Here is a 16,470-nt window from a genome sequence, read left to right as displayed (position 1 = left end):
CCGGACACCAAGGAGAGGCATCCGATGGCACGCCCCGGAGACACCCTGCAGCTCGGAAAAGACCGGCTCACCTTCCTCACCACCGCCTCCCAGACGAACGGCGCCTATGTCGAGGTCGAGGTCGAGTACGCCCCGACCGTCCTGAAGCCGCCCGTCCACTACCACCCCAAGCAGACCGAGGTCATGCAGGTCCGCGGCGGCCGGATCACCCTCCAGCTGGAGGGCGTCGAACACGAATACACCGAAGGCGCCGAGTTCTACATCCCGCCGGGCGTGCGCCACTCCATGTGGAACCCGGGCCCCGAGACCACCCGGATGGTCTGGCGCACCACCCCCGCCTACCAGACCGAGAAGGTCTTCGAGACCCTGTGGGGCCTGGCCAACGAGGGGCGTCTCAGCGCCTCCGGCCCCGCGCTGCAGATGCCGCTGCTCGCCCTCGGTTTCCGGGACGAGTACCGCGTGATCACCGGCCGGCCCTTCGCCCTGGACATGGCGCTGTGCACCCTGCTCGCGCCGATCGGCCTGGCCTGCGGCTACCGCTCCTCCTACAAGCCCCCGCAGCAGCAGCGCACCGAGCCGGTCGGCGCGAACGCCTGACGGTGCGCGGGGGCCGACCGACCGGTCCGTCCGGCCCGGCGTTCGAGCGGTACGCGAGGTCGCGGCCCTAGCGTCTGCGACATCAAGCCGGTCGACGCGTGGAGGAACGGTCATGGCCACCGAACAGCACGAATTCACCCTGCCCGGTGCGGATCTCCCGCAGCCCGACGCGGATCTGCGCAAGCGGCGCGAGGCGGTCGTCCTCGCGCACACCGTCGCCGAGATCGCCTGGGACATCGACGGCGTACTGGCCACCTTCCCGCGCGGTGGCATCTACCGGATCCAGGCCTTCGAAGAGGGCCCGCTGATCGGTGAAGAGGCCATCAAGAAGGGCTACTTCGCCGACCTCAAGGCCGCGTTCCCGAACCTGGAGCACGACCTGCACCACGTGCACCACACCCCCACCGCCGTGATCCTGGAAGCCCAGGCCCGCGGCAAGCAGGAAGCGGACTACCGGGGCATACCCAACCTCGGCAAGTCCATCGACGCGCCCGTCGCCGTCTTCTTCCACTTCGACGGTGACGTCCTGGTCGACGAGACGCTGTACTTCGACATGGCGACCTTCCAGCGCCAGCTCGGCTGACCGTTCCCGCGCGCCGGACCCCGAAGCCACCCTCCCCGATCCGGGGAGGGTGGCTTCGCGCGTCCGTGGGTCCACCACGAATCGAGGAGGGCTGTAGTCCGGTTCCGTAGCGTCGTGAGCGCCGAAACGGCCTGTGTCACGGATGAGTTATGAGCATCTCCTACTGACATTGCCTCCAGAAAGGATGCTCGGATGAGCACCGTCAACCCCCCAGCCCCGGCCGGTGGAGCAAAGGGGGTGGTCTTCTGGGCCATCCTCACCACGAGCCTCGCCTCCTTCATGGCAGGCCTGGACAACCTCGTGATCATCACGGCGCTGCCCACCATCCGGGAGAAACTCGGCGGCAGCCTGACCGACCTCGAATGGACGGTCAACGCCTACACGCTGTCCTTCGCGGTCCTGATGATGTTCGGTGCCGCGCTCGGTGACCGCTTCGGCCGCCGCAAGCTGTTCGTGCTGGGCCTGCTGCTCTTCACGGGTGCCTCGGCCGCCGCCGCGCTCGCGCCCGGCATCAACGAACTCATCGCCTTCCGCGCCATCCAGGGCGCCGGCGCGGCCATCATCATGCCGCTCTCGGTGACCCTGCTGACGGCCGCCGTCCCCGCCGAGAAGCGCGGTACGGCGCTCGGCATCTGGGGCGCGGTCAACGGTCTGTCGATCGCGGCGGGCCCGCTCGTCGGCGGTGCGATCGTCGAGCACCTGTCCTGGCAGTGGATCTTCTGGCTGAACGTGCCCATCGGCCTGGCCCTGGCCCCGATGTCCTGGCGCAAGCTCGCCGAGAGCAAGGTCGCGAACTCGCGGCTCGACGCGGTCGGCACGATCCTGGCCAGCATCGGTCTCTTCGGCATCGTCCTCGGCCTGATCAAGGGCCACGGCGACGGCTGGACCTCCCCCGTCGTCCTCGCCTCCCTCATCGGCGGCGTGGTCGTCATGGGCGTCTTCGTGGTCTGGGAGAACAAGACCGCCCACCCCATGGTCCCGATGCGCCTCTTCAAGATCCGGGCGTTCACCGCGATCAACCTGGCCGGCACGCTGATGTCGGTCGGCATGTTCGGTGCGATCTTCCTGATGACCCAGTTCCTCCAGAGCATCCAGGGCTACAGCGCGATGGAGGCCGGTGTCCGGCTGCTCGCCTGGACCGCGATGCCGATGGTCGTCGCCCCGATCGGCGGCATGGTCTCCGACAAGATCGGCGGCAAGCCCGTCGTCACCCTCGGCCTCGCGATGATGACCGGCGGCATGGTCTATTGGGCCTTCATCCTGGAGCCCGATGTCTCCTACGTCGCCCAGCTGCCCTCCCTGATGATCTGCGGCGCCGGCATGGCCCTGTTCTACGCACCGCTGATGAACCTGACGATGGGCTCGGTCAAGGAGGAGGAGCAGGGCATCGCCTCCGGTGTCACGGCCGCCACCCGTGAGGTCGGCGCCGCGCTCGGTGTCGCCCTGCTGGCCTCCATCTTCTCCGCCAACGGTGGCTACGCCTCCCCGCAGAACTTCGTGGACGGGCTCGTCCCGGCCATGTGGGTCGGTGCCATCGGGGTGGCCCTCGCCACCCTGTCCATGCTGATCGCCCCCGGCAAGGGCAAGGGCGTCCAGCCCGAGCTCGCCCCGGTGGCGGCGGGTCAGTCCGCGCCGGTGGCGCCGCCGAAGGCCGCGCCCGCGGCCCCGGGTGGCAAGGCTTCCGGCGGCAAGGCGCCTGCCGACAAGCCGGCTCCGGCCTCCGTGCGCTGACCGTACGCACCGCTCCGATGGCCCCCGCGTCCCGTGCGCGGGGGCCATCGGCCGTGCCCGGGCGCTCCACCCGGGTTCGAGCGGGGCCGGAGCGGCTGCCCCGAGGATCGGACGGCCCGCTGTTCACGATTCCGATTCCGACCCCGACTCCGATTCCGATTCCGACAACGAACCGAGGAAGCATGGCAATTGAGGAGATGAAGGTCCGGGACGCCTTCCGGATCACGCCGTCGCAGCTGACCGACAACCGTGGCCGCTTCTTCGAGGCCTGGCGGATCGGCGAACTCACCGAACTGAGCGGCCAGCCCTTCACCGTCAAGCAGGTCAACTTCTCGGTCTCTTCGCGGGGCACCCTGCGCGGGATCCACGGCACCACCCTGCCCCCGGGCCAGGCCAAGCTGGTGACCTGTGTCCGCGGCGCCGCCCTCGACGTGGTCGTCGACCTGCGCGTCGGCTCGCCGACCTTCGGCATGTTCGACACCACCGTCCAGGAAGCCGAATCGGGCATCGGCGTCTACCTCGCCGACGGCCTCGGCCACGCCTTCCTCGCGCTCACCGACGACACCTGCATGAACTACCTCTGCTCGGAGGAGTACGTACCGGGCACGATGGTCGACATCCAGGCCCTGGACCCGGCCCTCGGCATCCCGTGGAACACCACCGAGCCGCTGGTCCGCTCCGAGAAGGACGCGCTGGCCCCGACCCTGGCCGAGGCCGTGGAGCTGGGGCTGCTGCCCACCTACGAGCAGGCCCGCGCCTCGTACGGGCCCGGCCACCGCCCGTGACACGGATCGCCGTCCTCGGCTCCGGGGCCGTCGGCACCAGCCTCGCCACCGGGCTGGCCGCCGCCGGCCACCGGGTGCTGACCGGCTCCACCCGGCCGGACCGCCCCCGCCCCGCCGACGACCCGGCGCTCGCGGCGGGCGTCCGGTTCACCGGCCACGCCGAGGCCGCCGAGCACGCCCGGATCGTCTTCAACACCACCCCCGGCGAGGTGTCCGTGGCCCTGCTGCGCGACCTCGAACCCGCCCTGCGCGGCCGGATCCTGGTCGACGTGTCCAACGCCGCCGAACGCAGCCCCGAAGGCTTCCCCGCGGCCCCCCTCTACCCGCACAGCAGCCTCGCCGAGGAGATCCAGCGGGTCCTGCCGCGGACCAGCGTGGTCAAGGCCCTCAACACGATGGACCACTCCGTGATGACGGCCCCGAGGATCCTGCCCGCCCCCGCCACCGCCTTCCTCTCCGGCGACGACCCGCGGGCCAAGGAGGAACTGTCGGCGCTGCTCGGGGACCTGGGCTGGCCGCGCGAGTGGATCCTCGACCTCGGCGGCCTCTACACCGCCCGGGCCCTGGAATGGACCGTCCTGATGCTGGGCCCGTTCATCACCCGCCACGGCTTCGTCCCGTTCGGCCTGGCCATCGCGCACTGAGCGTACATACGTACGCGTGCGGGAGCGGCGGCCGATGACCCACATCGGCCGCCGCTCCCGTTTTCGCCTACGTGGACGCCAGCACCCGGGCTCCGGTCAATGCGGGCATCGCTGCGGCCAGGGCCTCGCGCCAGTCGCGGATCACCTCGATGCCCGCGGCTTCCCAGCGGCCGTGTTCCAGCACGCTGTACGCCGGGCGCCTCGCGCCGGGGGCGGGGCCGACGAGGGGTCGGACCCGTTGCGGGTCGGCGCCCAGCAGGCGGAAGACCTCGCGCGCCAGCTCCAGGCGGGTGCAGCCGCCGGCGCTGGTCGCGTGGTAGATGCCGGGGGCGGCGCCGAGGCGGGCCGCGCGGCCGAGGGATACGAGGCGGTCGGCTACGTCCGCGGTCCAGGTGGGCTGACCCCGCTGGTCCTCGACGACGTCGACGAACTCCCGCTCCCGCTCCAGCCTGATCATCGTACGGACGAAGTCGTCGCCGCCCTCGCCGCCCTCGCCGTAGAGCCAGGCCGTCCGCACGACGTACCCGGTCCACGGCAGCAGCCGCAGCACCGCCCGCTCGCCCTCCAGCTTGGTGCGCCCGTACGCCGTGCGCGGGGCCGCAGGCGCGTCCTCCGGGTACGGCACGCGGGCCTCGCCGGAGAACACGTAGTCCGTGGACACCTGCAGCAGCAGCGCCCCGAACTCCCCGCACGCGCTCGCCAGATGCAGCGGCGCCGCGCCGTTGACGTGCTGCGCCTGGGCCTCGTGCGTCTCGGCGGCGTCGACGTCCGTGTACGCCGCCGCGTTGACGACGACCACCGGCCGGTGCGTGGCGATCGCCGAGCGCACCGCGCGGCGGTCGCGCACGTCGAGCTCCGCGCGGCCCAGGCACACGGCCGGCTGCCCGGCCGCCTCCAGCGCCACCCGCAGGTCCCGGCCCAGCAGCCCGTCCGCGCCCGTCACCAGCCAGTGGCTCACAGGGCGGCCTTCCGCTTCAGCGGCTCCCACCAGGCGCGGTTGTCCCGGTACCAGGCGAAGGTCTCCGCGAGGCCCTGGTCGAAGTCCTTCCGGGGCCGGTAACCCAGCTCGGTGGAGATCTTCGTGCAGTCCACGGAGTAGCGCAGGTCGTGCCCGAGCCGGTCGGCGACGTGCTCGACCCGGTCCCAGCCCGCGCCCGCCAGGTCCAGGAGCAGGGTGGTCAGCTCCTTGTTGCTCAGCTCGGTGCCACCGCCGATGTTGTACACCTCGCCCGCGCGGCCGCCCGTACGCACCAGCTCCAGGCCCTGGACGTGGTCGTCGATGTGCAGCCAGTCGCGGACGTTGAGCCCCTCGCCGTACAGCGGCACGCGCAGCCCGTCGAGCAGGTTCGTGACGAACAGCGGGATGACCTTCTCCGGGAAGTGGTGGTGCCCGTAGTTGTTCGAGCAGCGCGTCACCCGCACGTCCAGGCCGTGCGTCCGGTGGTACGACAGCGCCACCAGGTCGGAGGAGGCCTTGGAAGCGGCGTACGGCGAATTCGGCTTCAGCGGATCGGTCTCCGGCCAGGACCCCTCGGCCACCGACCCGTACACCTCGTCCGTGGACACGTGCAGGAAGGGCACGGGCCCGCCGGGCCGGCGCAGCGCCGCGTCCAGCAGGGTCTGCGTACCGAGCACATTGGTGGTGATGAACTCGGCCGCGCCCAGGATGGAACGGTCCACGTGCGACTCGGCCGCGAAGTGCACGACCTGGTCGTGCCCGGCCACCAGCTCGGCGACCAGCGCGACGTCACAGATGTCGCCCTGGACGAACCGGAACCCGGGACGCCCGCGCACCGGATCGAGGTTCGCGGGATTGCCCGCGTAGGTGAGCTTGTCGAGCACGGTGATCGCCACGTCCCCCGGGCCGGCGGGCCCGAGCAGCGTACGGACGTAGTGCGAACCGATGAACCCCGCCCCGCCGGTGACGAGGATGCGTGTGGTGGTCAACGGAATCTCCTCGGATGGAAGCCCCGGCTTTCGGGCCGGGGTGTTGCGTGGTGCTTTGACCAGAGGTTGTTTCCTCGTGGACGGGCTGAATAGCGTCGGGAAACATGAGGTCCCGGACCGTGAAGCGGGCGTTCAGGTATCGCTTCCATCCCACTGCCGTGCAGGCGGCCGAGTTGTCGCGCACCTTCGGCTGTGTACGCAAGGTGTACAACTTGGCGCTGGCTGCCCGGTCGGAGGCGTGGCGGCGACAGGAGCGGGTGGGCTACGCGCGGACCTCGGCGATGCTGACCGAGTGGAAGAGGACCGAGGAGCTGGCGTTCCTGTCGGCGGTGTCCTCGGTCCCGCTGCAGCAGGCGCTCAGGCACGTGCAGCACGCGTTCGTCGCGTTCTGGGACAAGCGCGCGAGGTATCCGCGGTTCAAGTCCAAGAAGCGCTCCCGGGCGAGTGCGGAGTACACGCGCTCCGCGTTCGCATTGCGCGATGGTCGGCTCACACTGGCGAAGATGCGAGAGCCGCTGGACATCGTGTGGTCGCGGCCGCTGCCGGAAGGGGCGGATCCGAGCATGGCCACGGTGTCCCGTGACGCGGCCGGCCGGTACTTCGTGTCGTTGCTGTGCGAGGACATTCCGGCGGACCTGTCCGGCGGAGCAGGGGCCGTCGGAATCGATGTGGGCATCACTTCGCTGGTGACGTTGTCCACCGGCGAGAAGATCGCGAATCCCGGGCACGAGCGCAGGGAGCGTGCCCGGTTGGCCAGGGCCAAGCGGGAACTGGCGCGCAAAGAGAAAGGTTCGAGGAACCGGACCAAGGCACGGATGAAGGTCGCCAGGATCCATGCCCGCATCGCCGACCGGCGGCGGGACTCGCTTCACCAGCTCTCCACCCGGCTCGTGCGTGACAACCAAACGCTCGTGATCGAGGACCTGTCCGTGCGGAACATGCTGGGGAACCACGCTCTCGCCCGAGCTGTCGCGGACGCGAGCTGGGCGGCTCTCCGGTCCATGCTGGAGTACAAATGTGCCTGGTACGGGCGTGAGCTGATCGTGGTCGACCGGTGGTTTCCCAGCACGAAACTCTGTTCCTCCTGTGGAACGCTCGCCGACGTGCTTCCGCTGGGCGTCCGCATCTGGACGTGCGAGACCTGCGGCAGGACCCATGACCGGGACGTGAACGCGGCAGTCAACCTTCTGGCCGCCGGGCTGGCGGTCGCAGTCTGTGGAGACGGCGTAGGACCTCAACGGAACTCTCCTGAGAGGCAGCGGTCGGCGAAGCAGAAATCCCGACCCGTGAGGGAAGGAACCCTCTCCTCCTGAGGTGAGGGACGAGGTCAAGAGGAAATCTGCACCTTGCTGTGGTCGCCGAGGATGAGACGGTGGGCCGCGGGCACCCGGGGGGCGGGGGTCACCTCCACGTTGCGGCCGATGATCGAGGCCTCCACGCGGCTGGCGCCCCGGACCGAGGAGCCGTCCAGGATGATGGAGAACTCGATCTCGCTGTCGGTGATGGTGCAGTCGCGGGAGATCGAGGTGAACGGCCCGATGTACGAACCGGTGACCACGCTGCCCGCGCCGATCACGGCGGGGCCGACGATGCGCGAGGCCGTGACCTGGGCGCCCTCGTCGATCTGCACGCGCCCGATGATCTCACTCGCGGCGTCGACCAGGCCCTCGATGCGCGGCTCGGCGCGCTCCAGGACGGACCGGTTGACCTCCAGCATGTCGTTGACGTTCCCGGTGTCCTTCCAGTACCCGGAGATCGTCGTGGACCGGACGTCGAGGTCCGCGTCGATCAGCCACTGCAGGGCGTGGGTGATCTCCAGCTCGCCGCGCCAGGAGGGCTTGATGGCGCGCACCGCCTCGTGCACGGCTGGGGTGAAGAGGTAGACGCCGACGAGGGCGAGGTCGCTCTTGGGGACCTCCGGCTTCTCCTCCAGACCGACGACCCGGCCGTCGGGGCCCAGCTCGGCCACGCCGAAGGACTTCGGGTCGGAGACCTGGGTGAGCAGGATCTGCGCGGTGGGACGCTCCGCGCGGAAGGACTCCACCAGGTCGGAGATCCCGCCGACGATGAAGTTGTCGCCGAGGTACATGACGAAGTCCTCGTCGGCGAGGAACTCCCGGGCGATCACCACGGCGTGGGCGAGGCCCAGCGGCGCGGTCTGCGGGATGTAGGTGACCTCGATGCCGAACTTGGAGCCGTCGCCGACGGCTTCGCGGATCTCGTCGGCGGTGTCCCCGACGACGATCCCGACCTCGGTGATGCCTGCGTCCGCGATCGCTTCCAGGCCGTAGAAGAGCACCGGCTTGTTCGCCACGGGCACGAGCTGCTTGGCGGATGTGTGGGTGAGGGGGCGCAGGCGGGTTCCGGCCCCGCCGGAGAGTACGAGAGCCTTCATGGCACCAGAGGCTAGAAGCGGCCACTTGAGCCGGGGTGGGGGTTCACCTTGAGCGGGGTCGTGGACCCCCGGGTTCCCCGGGTGCTCCAGGGCGGCTCCACCGGGAGTGCGGATCGTCGGTGTGCAGCGACCGGCGACGCGAGCCGTACAGCCGTACAGCCGTACAGAGAGGCAGACACACCCATGTCGGAGAACCACCGGGACCTCGTCCAGCGCTTCGTGGACATGATCAACAGCCATGACGTGAGCACGATGGCCGAGCACACCGCCGTCGACCACATCGACCACAACCCGATCGTCGCGGACGGCATCGAGGCCAACACGGCCTTCTTCCAGTCGATCTTCGACGCCTTCCCGGACGTCAAGGTCGTCGCCCACGACCTGATCGTCGACGGCGACCGCGTGGCGGGCCGCTTCGAATACTCGGGCACCCACCAGGGCCCCTTCTTCGGCATACCGGCCACCGGCCGCACGCTGAACTTCCAGTCGATCGACATCTGGCGCGTCGAGAACGGCCTCCTGGCCGAACACTGGGACCAGCTGGACGTGGCGGGCATGTTCCACCAGCTGGGCGCGGACTTCTACGCGCTGCAGGGGGAGTAGTTCCGCCCTTTCTTGCGCGCTTTGGCGGTCCGGGCCGGATGGATTTACCGTCCGGCCCGGACCTTTTTGATCTGGCTGGCTTAGCGGTCGTGGTCGTGGTGGTGGTGATGGCCGTGGTGGTGGTCGTAGCAATAGTCCCAGTTCCAGTACCAATACCAGTTGTAGCAGTAATCGTGATGGTCGTGGCTGGGCGCCATCGCGGTCGTGGTGCTGGTGTGCGCCGCTGATGGCGCGGCGAATGCGGTGGTGGGGAGCAGTGCGCCCGCTGCGGCCAGGGCGGTCGAGGCGGTAAGAATGGCGAAGCGCTGTATTCGGGATTTGTGGGTCATGGCAAATTCACCTCCGGCGAGAAATGCTTTCTGTCTGGGTGATCTGATCCCATGTATCGATTAAGCCCGAGTAAGCGCACGTGGTCATGCCCCTGATTTTCGGGGCTTGACAAATCAGTCGGTCAGGAGGTGGTCGGCCTTTCCCGCCTTGATGTCCCGGATCAGCTGGCGGAGGGCGTCCGTCGTGTCGGTGAGGTACGAGGCCTCTGCGCCCGCGACGGCGATGTAGCTGTTGCCGTCCCCGTCCACCCCGATCCGGTAGCAGGAGTTTCCCTCGCCGCAGAACGGCTCTTCCCAGGTCACGGCAGGCACGTTGTCCCCTCTCACAGCTGGTTTGCGATGGTCTGGATGAATGCCCGCGAGTCATCGGGAGACAGGGCGAGTTCTTCCATGAGGTCGAAGTGGGCTCGGTACTTGCCGAGTTGCGCATCGGCGTAGAGGAAGTCGGGTCCGTGGGCGTTGTCGACCTGCACGGTGTCCAGCTGTGCGGTCGGGCCCTCCGCGTAGAGCACGGTCTGGCCTGCTCCGGGAAATCCGCCCGCTTCGAACGGTAGGACGAGCACGGTCACATTGTCCTGCTGCGAGCGCTCAAGCAGGTGCTCCAGCTGGGCGCGGAGTACCGCACGCCCGCCGAACTGCATGCGCAGGGCGGCTTCGTGCACGATGGCGACGAATTCCCGGGCGCCCGTGCCGGCCAGGACCTGTTGGCGTTCGGCGCGAAATGCCAGACGCAGCGCCACCTCGTGCTCCGGCAGGGCCGGGATGACCATCCGGAACACGGCGAGTGCGTGGTCGGATGTCTGGAGGAGGCCGGGCATGTGCACCGAGAAGGCGCCCCGCATGCGGCTGCTGTGCGCTTCCAGCTCCGCGATGTCCAGGAAGCCCTGGGGCAGTTGGCCTCGATAGCGGTCCCACCAGCCGCGACTGGACGCGGTCAGCGTCGTCAGCCCGGCGATGTGCTCCTCGTCGGTCACCGCACAGTTGCAGGCCAGCGTCCGTAGCCGGTCTGCGGAGATGGCGCGCGTTCCGGACTCCATCGCGGAGATGGCCCCGCGGTCCACGCCCAGCAGTCCGGCCGCGTACTCGGCCGAGATGCCCGCTGCCGTGCGCATTCTGCGTAGCTCATGCCCCAGCCTCTTCTGACGCTCCGTGGGTGCGGTCCTCGCGCTCATGGCGTGCAGTCTTGCGCGTCCGTAGCCGGTCTGGCCACGAGAGGATGATTTCTCCCGCAAGCAGGGCCAAATTTGGCCCGTGGTCGCTACGTTAGGTGACGCACCGCTCACGCAGTGGGAGTCGAAGTGCATCGCCGCAGCATGCCTTGGGCCTTGGGCCTTGGGCCTCGGTGACGAGCCACGCTTCCGTCCGCGTCAGCCATTCGTGCGCGCCGAACTCGCCGTAGTCACCTCCGACCTCAGGGAGTCCCGCGATGTCCACCCACCCCTTCATCGCCTGTCCTCCGGCCCCGCCGGTCCGTGCCGGGGGCGAACCGCCCGCGCTCGACACGCTCACCTGCAGCCTCACCGTGCCCGGGGAGCCGCTCGGTGCCCAGATCGCGCGGTCCGTCGTACGGTCCGTCCTGCACGCGTACCGGCTCGATCCGCTGGAGGCCGCCGTCGTACAGGTCGCCGGAGAACTGGTTGCCGCCGCCTGGCAGTTGGAACCCGGGCGGAGCCTGTACCTGTCCGTCCGCCATCGCGACGACTCGCTCCACCTGACCACCTACGACGGCCACGCGCCCCACACCCACCCCCGGATCGCCGCTCACTGCGAGGCCCGGCGGCGGGCGGCGCTGCGGCTCATGGCAGCGGTGGTGCGGTCGTGTGGCGGGGACTGGGGCTTCGGGGAGTCCCGCGAGCCCGGTGGCGGGACCCGGACCTGGGCGAGCCTGCCCCGGCGCGGGGCGGCCGACTACCTGGGCGCCTGACCTGGCGTTATTGCCCCGGAGCCCGGCCCGCTTCGTCTGCGATGCCGCGGGCGATGACGGCCGTCGAGGTGACCGCGGTTCCGGCCTTGCCCCAGGGGCTGTCCTTCAGGAGCACGGTGCGCTCGCCGAGCAGGTGCGTGGTGGCCTTGTCGAAGATCCACTCGGTGCGCTCGCCGTTGTGGATGCGGGCGACCGCGACGCCCTCGCGGCCAGCGGCGTCCGTCGCTCCAGGGACCAGGACGACGCCGGGGATCCGGGCCGCGGCGCGGTAGAGGGCGGCGCTCACGCCGGGTGGGGCCTCCACGGTCCGCAGCAGGTCGCCGATCGCGACGAAGGCCTCCTGGTCGGGGCCGGTGGTGGAGCCGGATCCCGCGCCGTGGTTGAGGCGGGTGTCGGCGTAGATCGTCTCCAGCAGACGGTCGGGGTCCGTCGGGAGGGATTCGAGGAAGCGGTGGGTGGGGCTGTTGATGGTGGCCCTGCCCTTGCCCGGCGCGGGGTCCTGTGAGGTGCCGCTCGCGGTGCGCGTGAGCGTGCCGGTGGATCCGTCGGCGGATACCCAGCGCTCCGCCGATTCGTCGGTACGGGCCGCCTCCATTCCGCCGTTCCCGGTCTCCGCCAGGGACGTGGAGAACCCGGTCGTCTTGGTGTAGAGGTACTGCCCGTCGCGTACGGGCGCTGCCGCAGCCGCCTGCGCCGTCATGGCCGCGCGGTCCAGCAGCCGGACGGCGGCCGGGTCGGGCGGGGCGGCGACCGGACCGCGACCGCCTCCGCCGGAGCCGCTCGCGCCGAGGGTCACGGCCAGGGTCACGGCACCCGTCGCGGCCCCGGCCGCCAGGAGCAAGGCCAGCGGTCGGCGGGACCACGCCCGCGTCCGGGCGCCGGGGGCGGCCCCGGCCGTTTCGCGCATCAGGTGCTCCTGGACCCGAAGAGACGGGAGGGACGGGGGAGGTGAGGCTCTTCGGTGGTGTTCACGAGCCGGGAGCGTACGGTGCCAGCCGGTCCGCCGCACCCTTGTGCCATCTCGCTCTGGCTGAGACCGGACCACACGCACGGGAGCAGGACCTCGCGGTCCGCGCGGCGCGCACCTGCCACCCTGGGAGGGTGGACGGACTACGAGAGGCTGGCCGTTGACCGGAGACGATTGGATACTCGCGACCTTCGCGGTCACGCCGCTCGCGTTGTTCGCGATCGGCCTCACGGTCGACGTGATGTCCAACGGTTCCGGCTGGGGCACGGGCTCCTGCCGCAACTGCCGGCACGGCTACGAGCAGCATCGGAGCGGAGCCGACCAGGGCGCGGGCCGCTGCACTGTCGTGTCGGAGGGCGGCACACGGTGCGACTGCCTGAACTACGAGTACCCGTCGGAACCGGAGCAGTCGACCGGGCACATCGGCTGCGGCGGCTGACCCGGCGGGCCAGCCGCCCGGCTCAGTCGGCGGTGAGCAGGGCCGCCGCGGATTCTTCGGCGAGGGCTTCCGCGTGCGGGGGAAGGGGGTGGCCGGCGCGGAGGTGGCGGCGGACCAGGGACAGGGGGAGGTCGATCAGGGCCAGGATGACGCGCTCGTGGTCCATGGGGCCCTTCGCGCCCAGGACTTCGGCGAGGAGGTGGAGGGAGTCGAAGACGTGCTCGTTGCCCCGGTCCGCGCGCTCCCTGTGTTCCGCGGACCAGTCGGCGCGGCCGAACTGCTCGGCGCCGTAGAGGAGGAGCGAGGCCTCCTGTGGGTGGGCGCGGCTCCAGGAGACGACGTGCCGCGCGGCCGCGCGGGCGGCGCCGCGGGGTTCGGGGGCGCTGCCGAGCGCGATGAAGTACCCCTCCTGGAAGCGCTCCACGGTACGCAGCCACACCTCGGCGAGCAGTGCCGTACGGCCGGGGAAGCGGTGGTACATGGACCCGCTCGGCGCGCCGATCGCCTGGGCGACGGCGGACATGGTCACGCCCGCCGGTCCGGTGGAGGCGGCCAGTTGGACGGCGGCGTCGAGGATCTGGTCGGTGTCGAAGCGGGGTGGTCTCGCCATGAATCAGAGAGTACCCTCCAGATTATTAGAGGGTCACCTCTAATAGGCGAGGGGAGGACGTCATGGGCGTCTACAACGTGCACGAGCGTCTGCTGGCCGCCAAAGGGAGCGAGGTGGGCGCGCTCATCGACAGCCTGTCCGATGGTGTGGCGGACCGGCTCTGGCCGCAGCAGAAATGGCCCGCGCTGGAGTTCGACCGCCCCTTGGCCGTCGGCGCGACCGGCGGTCACGGGCCGGTCCGCTACGCGGTCACCGCGTACGTCCCCGGGACCTGGGTCCGCTTCACCTTCAGCGGGCCGCGCGGATTCCACGGCTTCCACGAGTTCGCGGTGCTGCCCGTCGACGCGGAACGCACCGTGCTGCGGCACACCCTCGCGATGAGGACCGGCGGACTGGCGCGCCTGACCTGGCCCCTGGCCTTCCGCTCGATGCACGACGCGTGTTTGGAGGACGGCCTGGACCGCGCCGAGCTCGCCTGCACGGGCACGGTGGCCCGTCCGGCCCGCTGGAGTCCGTACGTACGTCTCCTCCGCGCCCTCGAACGCCGGGTCAGTGCCCAGTAGTCGAAGCCGCCATCGCCGTGATGGTGTCCATCAGGTGGGCGTGGGTGAGGATCGCTTGGGAGTGGGGGGTGAAGTCCTCGCGGTGCAGGATCGCCGAGGCGAAGGCGCCCGCGATGTTCGTGAAGTGGTGGTCGGGGGCGAGGGGGATCTCCGTGGTGCCGTCCGCCTTCTCGACGCGCAGGATCGGGGTGAGGTCGTCCGGGGTGCTGAAGGCGCGTTCCAGGCGCAGGCGGCCCTCGCTGCCCCACAGGCCGTAGCCGCTGAGGTAGGAGTGCTCGACGCCGTACGCCAGGTGGGCGGCCGCGCCGGAGGGGGAGGTCAGCAGGGCGCTCCCGGCCGGCTGGGGACCGTACGCGCTGTCCGGGCGGACCTGCGCGCCCGCCACCCGCAGATCCGGGCCCAGGAACAGCTGGGCCGCGCGGACCGGGTACGCCGCCACCTCCGGCAGGGTGCTCGCGCGCACCCCGCCCGGGCGCAGCGGGATGCCGAACTCCGAGGTGAAGAGCTGGACTTCGCCGATCAGGCCGTCCGCCACCAGCTGCCGCACCCGCGCGTGCTGCGCGTGGTGCAGGAACATGAAGCTCTCCATGAGGAGCAGACCGCTCTCGTGGGCCGCCGCGACCGCCTTCTCGGCGTCCGGCAGCGAGGTCGCGAAGGGCTTTTCGCACAGCACGTGCTTTCCTGCCGCCAGTGCCCGCAGGGTCCATTCGACGTGCATCTCGGGCGGCAGCGGGATGTACACCGCGTCCACGTCGGAGCGCTCCAGGACCTTCTCGTAGCCGGCCAGCGGGGCGCCGCCGAAGCGGTCGGTGAAGTGCCGGGCCTTGTCGATGGTGCGGCTGGCGATCGCGGTGATCTCGACGAGCGGCTGGCGCAGCATCGAGGGCAGCATGCGGCGTTCGGCGATGTCGGCGCAGCCCAGTACGCCGACGCGCAGGGCCTTCGGCGCGCTCACAGGGCGTACGCTCCGCCCAGCGCCCAGGCCGCCCGCAGGCTGGTCAGGAGCGTCCGGGCCTCGATGTTCAGGTAGTTGCTGTGCCTGAGGAGCCCGGCCAGCTGGCCCGCGGTCACCCACAGGAAGTCCTCCGGTACGTCCACGGGGAACTCGTCCCCGACCTCCACCAGCGCGTAGCGGTTGCCCGCGTGGTGGAAGCGGCCGCCCTCCTCGGACTGCACCGTGTCGTACAGCAGCCGGGACTTCGGCGCGGAGAGCACCATGTCCAGGTAGCGCGGCTGCCGCTCCACGGGCAGGGTCAGCGCCCGGCCCGGCTGGCACTGCACGGTCGGGCCCAGCTCGGCGACGTCCAGGACGCCCGCCTCGGAACGGGCCTGCGCCAGCAGGTGCGGCACCCCGCCGATCCGGCGGACGACGAAGGCGGCGAGGCCCTGCTCGGCGGGGGCGAGCAGCGGCTGCGTCCAGCGCTTGACCTCGCGGTTGGCGGCGGAGACCGAGGCCGCGATCACGCTGAAGTGGTGGCCGCCGGCGTGCCGGATCTCGTGGTCGGTGCGCTCCCAGCCCTCCACGCCGTGCAGCGGCAGGCTGCTCTGCACCAGTTCGCGGGTCGCCTTGATCTCGGTGAGCCGGGACAGGACGTGCTCCGTGGTGTGCAGCGAGGGGCCCTCGTCCGCGAAGGTGGGGATCAGGGACAGGACGGTGCGGGCGTCCATGTTGATCACGTTGTTCTGGTAGAGCAGCTGGTGTATCTGGCCGAGGGTCAGCCAGATGAAGTCCTCGTGCGCGGGTACGTCGCCCAGCGCCTCGACCACCATGTTCCGGTTCCGCTTGCGCAGGAACCAGGAGCCCTGCTCCGACTGGAGGGAGTCGAACAGCACCCGTGAGCCGACCCGCGGCGGCTTGAAGTAGTCGATGTAGTGCACGGACGCGCCCTTGTGCACCCCGGTGTAGTTGCTGCGGGTCGCCTGCACGGTGGGGGAGAGCTGCACCGTGTCGAGGTTGCCGGGTTCCATCTTCGCCTGCATCAGGCAGTGCAGGATCCCGTTGAACTCCTTGACGACGATGCCGAGGATGCCGACTTCCGGCTGGTTGATGATCGGCTGCGACCAGGAGGCGCCGTGGCCGCCCCATTCGGTGCGCACCCGCAGGCCCTCGACGGAGAAGAAACGGCCGCTGTCGTGCACGAGGTTCCCGGTGGAGTCCTCGAAGTGCCAGCCGACCAGCTCGGCGAACGGGATGCGCCGCACGTCGTAGCGGTTGGTGCGCCGCTGCTCGGCGAACCACTCGCGGAAGACCGGGTTGGGGGTCACCGAGCTGTCGAGGGCCTGGGCCGACAGGGTGAACCGCCGCCCCAGGCTCGTGACGACGCCCGGGGGCATTGCCTGGGTGATGGTCATC

General features: G+C 70.3%; 20 protein-coding genes. 10 read left to right on the top strand and 10 right to left on the bottom strand.

The window, feature by feature from the left end:
• Positions 1-24 precede the first annotated feature (24 nt).
• The 5 genes from OHS33_RS38270 (at position 25) to OHS33_RS38250 (ending at position 4,340) form a co-directional block, all read left to right on the top strand.
• A complete protein-coding gene (locus OHS33_RS38270) occupies positions 25-597 on the top strand; it encodes a cupin domain-containing protein (RefSeq protein WP_330335531.1) in 573 nt (190 codons plus the stop codon).
• Positions 598-709: 112 nt separating this feature from the next.
• On the top strand, positions 710-1,180 hold the full coding sequence (locus OHS33_RS38265) for an ester cyclase (protein ID WP_330335530.1): 471 nt from the start codon (positions 710-712) through the stop codon (positions 1,178-1,180).
• Positions 1,181-1,372: 192 nt separating this feature from the next.
• The gene (locus OHS33_RS38260; RefSeq protein WP_330335529.1) at positions 1,373-2,911 is read left to right on the top strand and encodes a DHA2 family efflux MFS transporter permease subunit; all 1,539 of its coding nucleotides are present in this window, start codon (positions 1,373-1,375) and stop codon (positions 2,909-2,911) included.
• 182 nt (positions 2,912-3,093) lie between these two features.
• Positions 3,094-3,696, top strand: coding sequence for a dTDP-4-dehydrorhamnose 3,5-epimerase family protein (locus tag OHS33_RS38255; protein WP_330335528.1), 603 nt, complete (start codon positions 3,094-3,096; stop codon positions 3,694-3,696).
• Positions 3,693-4,340, top strand: coding sequence for an NADPH-dependent F420 reductase (locus OHS33_RS38250; protein ID WP_330335527.1), 648 nt, complete (start codon positions 3,693-3,695; stop codon positions 4,338-4,340). The genes OHS33_RS38255 and OHS33_RS38250 overlap by 4 nt, the downstream gene beginning before the upstream one ends.
• Before the next feature lie 67 nt (positions 4,341-4,407).
• On the opposite strand, the gene rfbD is transcribed toward OHS33_RS38250, so the two are convergent.
• Positions 4,408-5,298, bottom strand: a complete 891-nt coding sequence (rfbD, locus tag OHS33_RS38245; protein ID WP_330335526.1) for a dTDP-4-dehydrorhamnose reductase — start codon at positions 5,296-5,298, stop codon at positions 4,408-4,410.
• Positions 5,295-6,287 carry a dTDP-glucose 4,6-dehydratase gene (rfbB, locus tag OHS33_RS38240; protein ID WP_330335525.1) on the bottom strand — a complete coding sequence of 331 codons (993 nt, stop codon included), beginning with the start codon at positions 6,285-6,287 and terminating at the stop codon, positions 5,295-5,297. Before rfbB ends, rfbD begins: the two co-directional genes overlap by 4 nt.
• A gap of 104 nt (positions 6,288-6,391) precedes the next feature.
• Between rfbB and OHS33_RS38235 the strand changes: the two genes are divergently transcribed.
• Positions 6,392-7,600, top strand: coding sequence for an RNA-guided endonuclease InsQ/TnpB family protein (locus tag OHS33_RS38235; protein WP_330335524.1), 1,209 nt, complete (start codon positions 6,392-6,394; stop codon positions 7,598-7,600).
• A 14-nt stretch (positions 7,601-7,614) separates the two neighbouring features.
• Here the strand turns inward: OHS33_RS38235 and OHS33_RS38230 are convergent, their stop codons facing one another.
• Positions 7,615-8,682: a glucose-1-phosphate thymidylyltransferase gene (locus OHS33_RS38230; protein ID WP_330335523.1), complete on the bottom strand. Its 1,068-nt coding sequence runs from the start codon at positions 8,680-8,682 to the stop codon at positions 7,615-7,617.
• 183 nt (positions 8,683-8,865) lie between these two features.
• Here OHS33_RS38230 and OHS33_RS38225 point away from each other — a divergent pair, with 183 nt between their 5' ends.
• Positions 8,866-9,285, top strand: coding sequence for an ester cyclase (locus OHS33_RS38225; RefSeq protein WP_330335522.1), 420 nt, complete (start codon positions 8,866-8,868; stop codon positions 9,283-9,285).
• An 80-nt stretch (positions 9,286-9,365) separates the two neighbouring features.
• Here the strand turns inward: OHS33_RS38225 and OHS33_RS38220 are convergent, their stop codons facing one another.
• From OHS33_RS38220 to OHS33_RS38210, 3 genes are all read right to left on the bottom strand, one after another.
• On the bottom strand, positions 9,366-9,614 hold the full coding sequence (locus OHS33_RS38220) for a hypothetical protein (RefSeq protein WP_330335521.1): 249 nt from the start codon (positions 9,612-9,614) through the stop codon (positions 9,366-9,368).
• Positions 9,615-9,728: 114 nt separating this feature from the next.
• Entirely contained in the window at positions 9,729-9,926 is a 198-nt protein-coding gene (locus OHS33_RS38215; protein ID WP_330335520.1) for a hypothetical protein, read from the bottom strand.
• 11 nt (positions 9,927-9,937) lie between these two features.
• Positions 9,938-10,786 carry a helix-turn-helix domain-containing protein gene (locus OHS33_RS38210; protein WP_330335519.1) on the bottom strand — a complete coding sequence of 283 codons (849 nt, stop codon included), beginning with the start codon at positions 10,784-10,786 and terminating at the stop codon, positions 9,938-9,940.
• A 254-nt stretch (positions 10,787-11,040) separates the two neighbouring features.
• Between OHS33_RS38210 and OHS33_RS38205 the strand changes: the two genes are divergently transcribed.
• Positions 11,041-11,538: an ATP-binding protein gene (locus tag OHS33_RS38205; protein WP_330335518.1), complete on the top strand. Its 498-nt coding sequence runs from the start codon at positions 11,041-11,043 to the stop codon at positions 11,536-11,538.
• Positions 11,539-11,545: 7 nt separating this feature from the next.
• Here OHS33_RS38205 and OHS33_RS38200 read toward each other — a convergent pair whose 3' ends face one another.
• On the bottom strand, positions 11,546-12,547 hold the full coding sequence (locus tag OHS33_RS38200) for a CU044_5270 family protein (protein WP_330335517.1): 1,002 nt from the start codon (positions 12,545-12,547) through the stop codon (positions 11,546-11,548).
• Between the two features lie 118 nt (positions 12,548-12,665).
• Between OHS33_RS38200 and OHS33_RS38195 the strand changes: the two genes are divergently transcribed.
• Positions 12,666-12,944, top strand: coding sequence for a hypothetical protein (locus tag OHS33_RS38195; protein WP_330335516.1), 279 nt, complete (start codon positions 12,666-12,668; stop codon positions 12,942-12,944).
• 22 nt (positions 12,945-12,966) lie between these two features.
• On the opposite strand, the gene OHS33_RS38190 is transcribed toward OHS33_RS38195, so the two are convergent.
• Positions 12,967-13,554: a TetR/AcrR family transcriptional regulator gene (locus tag OHS33_RS38190; RefSeq protein WP_330335515.1), complete on the bottom strand. Its 588-nt coding sequence runs from the start codon at positions 13,552-13,554 to the stop codon at positions 12,967-12,969.
• 62 nt (positions 13,555-13,616) lie between these two features.
• Here OHS33_RS38190 and OHS33_RS38185 point away from each other — a divergent pair, with 62 nt between their 5' ends.
• Positions 13,617-14,117 (top strand): SRPBCC family protein, encoded by a 501-nt coding sequence (locus OHS33_RS38185; protein ID WP_330335514.1) that lies wholly within the window; start codon positions 13,617-13,619, stop codon positions 14,115-14,117.
• On the opposite strand, the gene OHS33_RS38180 is transcribed toward OHS33_RS38185, so the two are convergent.
• Complete coding sequence (locus OHS33_RS38180; RefSeq protein WP_330335513.1) at positions 14,104-15,072, bottom strand: Gfo/Idh/MocA family protein; 969 nt, start codon at positions 15,070-15,072, stop codon at positions 14,104-14,106. The two genes, OHS33_RS38185 and OHS33_RS38180, sit on opposite strands and share 14 nt — an antisense overlap.
• Complete coding sequence (locus OHS33_RS38175; protein WP_330335512.1) at positions 15,069-16,469, bottom strand: NDP-hexose 2,3-dehydratase family protein; 1,401 nt, start codon at positions 16,467-16,469, stop codon at positions 15,069-15,071. Before OHS33_RS38175 ends, OHS33_RS38180 begins: the two co-directional genes overlap by 4 nt.
• Position 16,470 lies beyond the last annotated feature (1 nt).

This window comes from Streptomyces sp. NBC_00536 (assembly GCF_036346295.1).
In the GTDB taxonomy this organism is placed as follows: Bacteria; Actinomycetota; Actinomycetes; order Streptomycetales; family Streptomycetaceae; genus Streptomyces.
Note: the sequence above shows the minus strand (reverse complement) of the source record. Positions and strands in the feature narration are given on the sequence as shown.

Coding starts and splice junctions, on each gene's coding strand:
- OHS33_RS38185 (WP_330335514.1), top strand. CDS start 13,617: ATGGGCGTCTACAACGTGCACGAGCGTCTGCTGGCCGCCAAAGGGAGC.
- OHS33_RS38255 (WP_330335528.1), top strand. CDS start 3,094: ATGGCAATTGAGGAGATGAAGGTCCGGGACGCCTTCCGGATCACGCCG.
- OHS33_RS38260 (WP_330335529.1), top strand. CDS start 1,373: ATGAGCACCGTCAACCCCCCAGCCCCGGCCGGTGGAGCAAAGGGGGTG.
- OHS33_RS38235 (WP_330335524.1), top strand. CDS start 6,392: ATGAGGTCCCGGACCGTGAAGCGGGCGTTCAGGTATCGCTTCCATCCC.
- OHS33_RS38205 (WP_330335518.1), top strand. CDS start 11,041: ATGTCCACCCACCCCTTCATCGCCTGTCCTCCGGCCCCGCCGGTCCGT.
- OHS33_RS38265 (WP_330335530.1), top strand. CDS start 710: ATGGCCACCGAACAGCACGAATTCACCCTGCCCGGTGCGGATCTCCCG.
- OHS33_RS38210 (WP_330335519.1), bottom strand. CDS start 10,786: ATGAGCGCGAGGACCGCACCCACGGAGCGTCAGAAGAGGCTGGGGCAT.
- OHS33_RS38270 (WP_330335531.1), top strand. CDS start 25: ATGGCACGCCCCGGAGACACCCTGCAGCTCGGAAAAGACCGGCTCACC.
- OHS33_RS38175 (WP_330335512.1), bottom strand. CDS start 16,469: ATGACCATCACCCAGGCAATGCCCCCGGGCGTCGTCACGAGCCTGGGG.
- OHS33_RS38220 (WP_330335521.1), bottom strand. CDS start 9,614: ATGACCCACAAATCCCGAATACAGCGCTTCGCCATTCTTACCGCCTCG.
- OHS33_RS38230 (WP_330335523.1), bottom strand. CDS start 8,682: ATGAAGGCTCTCGTACTCTCCGGCGGGGCCGGAACCCGCCTGCGCCCC.
- OHS33_RS38190 (WP_330335515.1), bottom strand. CDS start 13,554: ATGGCGAGACCACCCCGCTTCGACACCGACCAGATCCTCGACGCCGCC.
- OHS33_RS38225 (WP_330335522.1), top strand. CDS start 8,866: ATGTCGGAGAACCACCGGGACCTCGTCCAGCGCTTCGTGGACATGATC.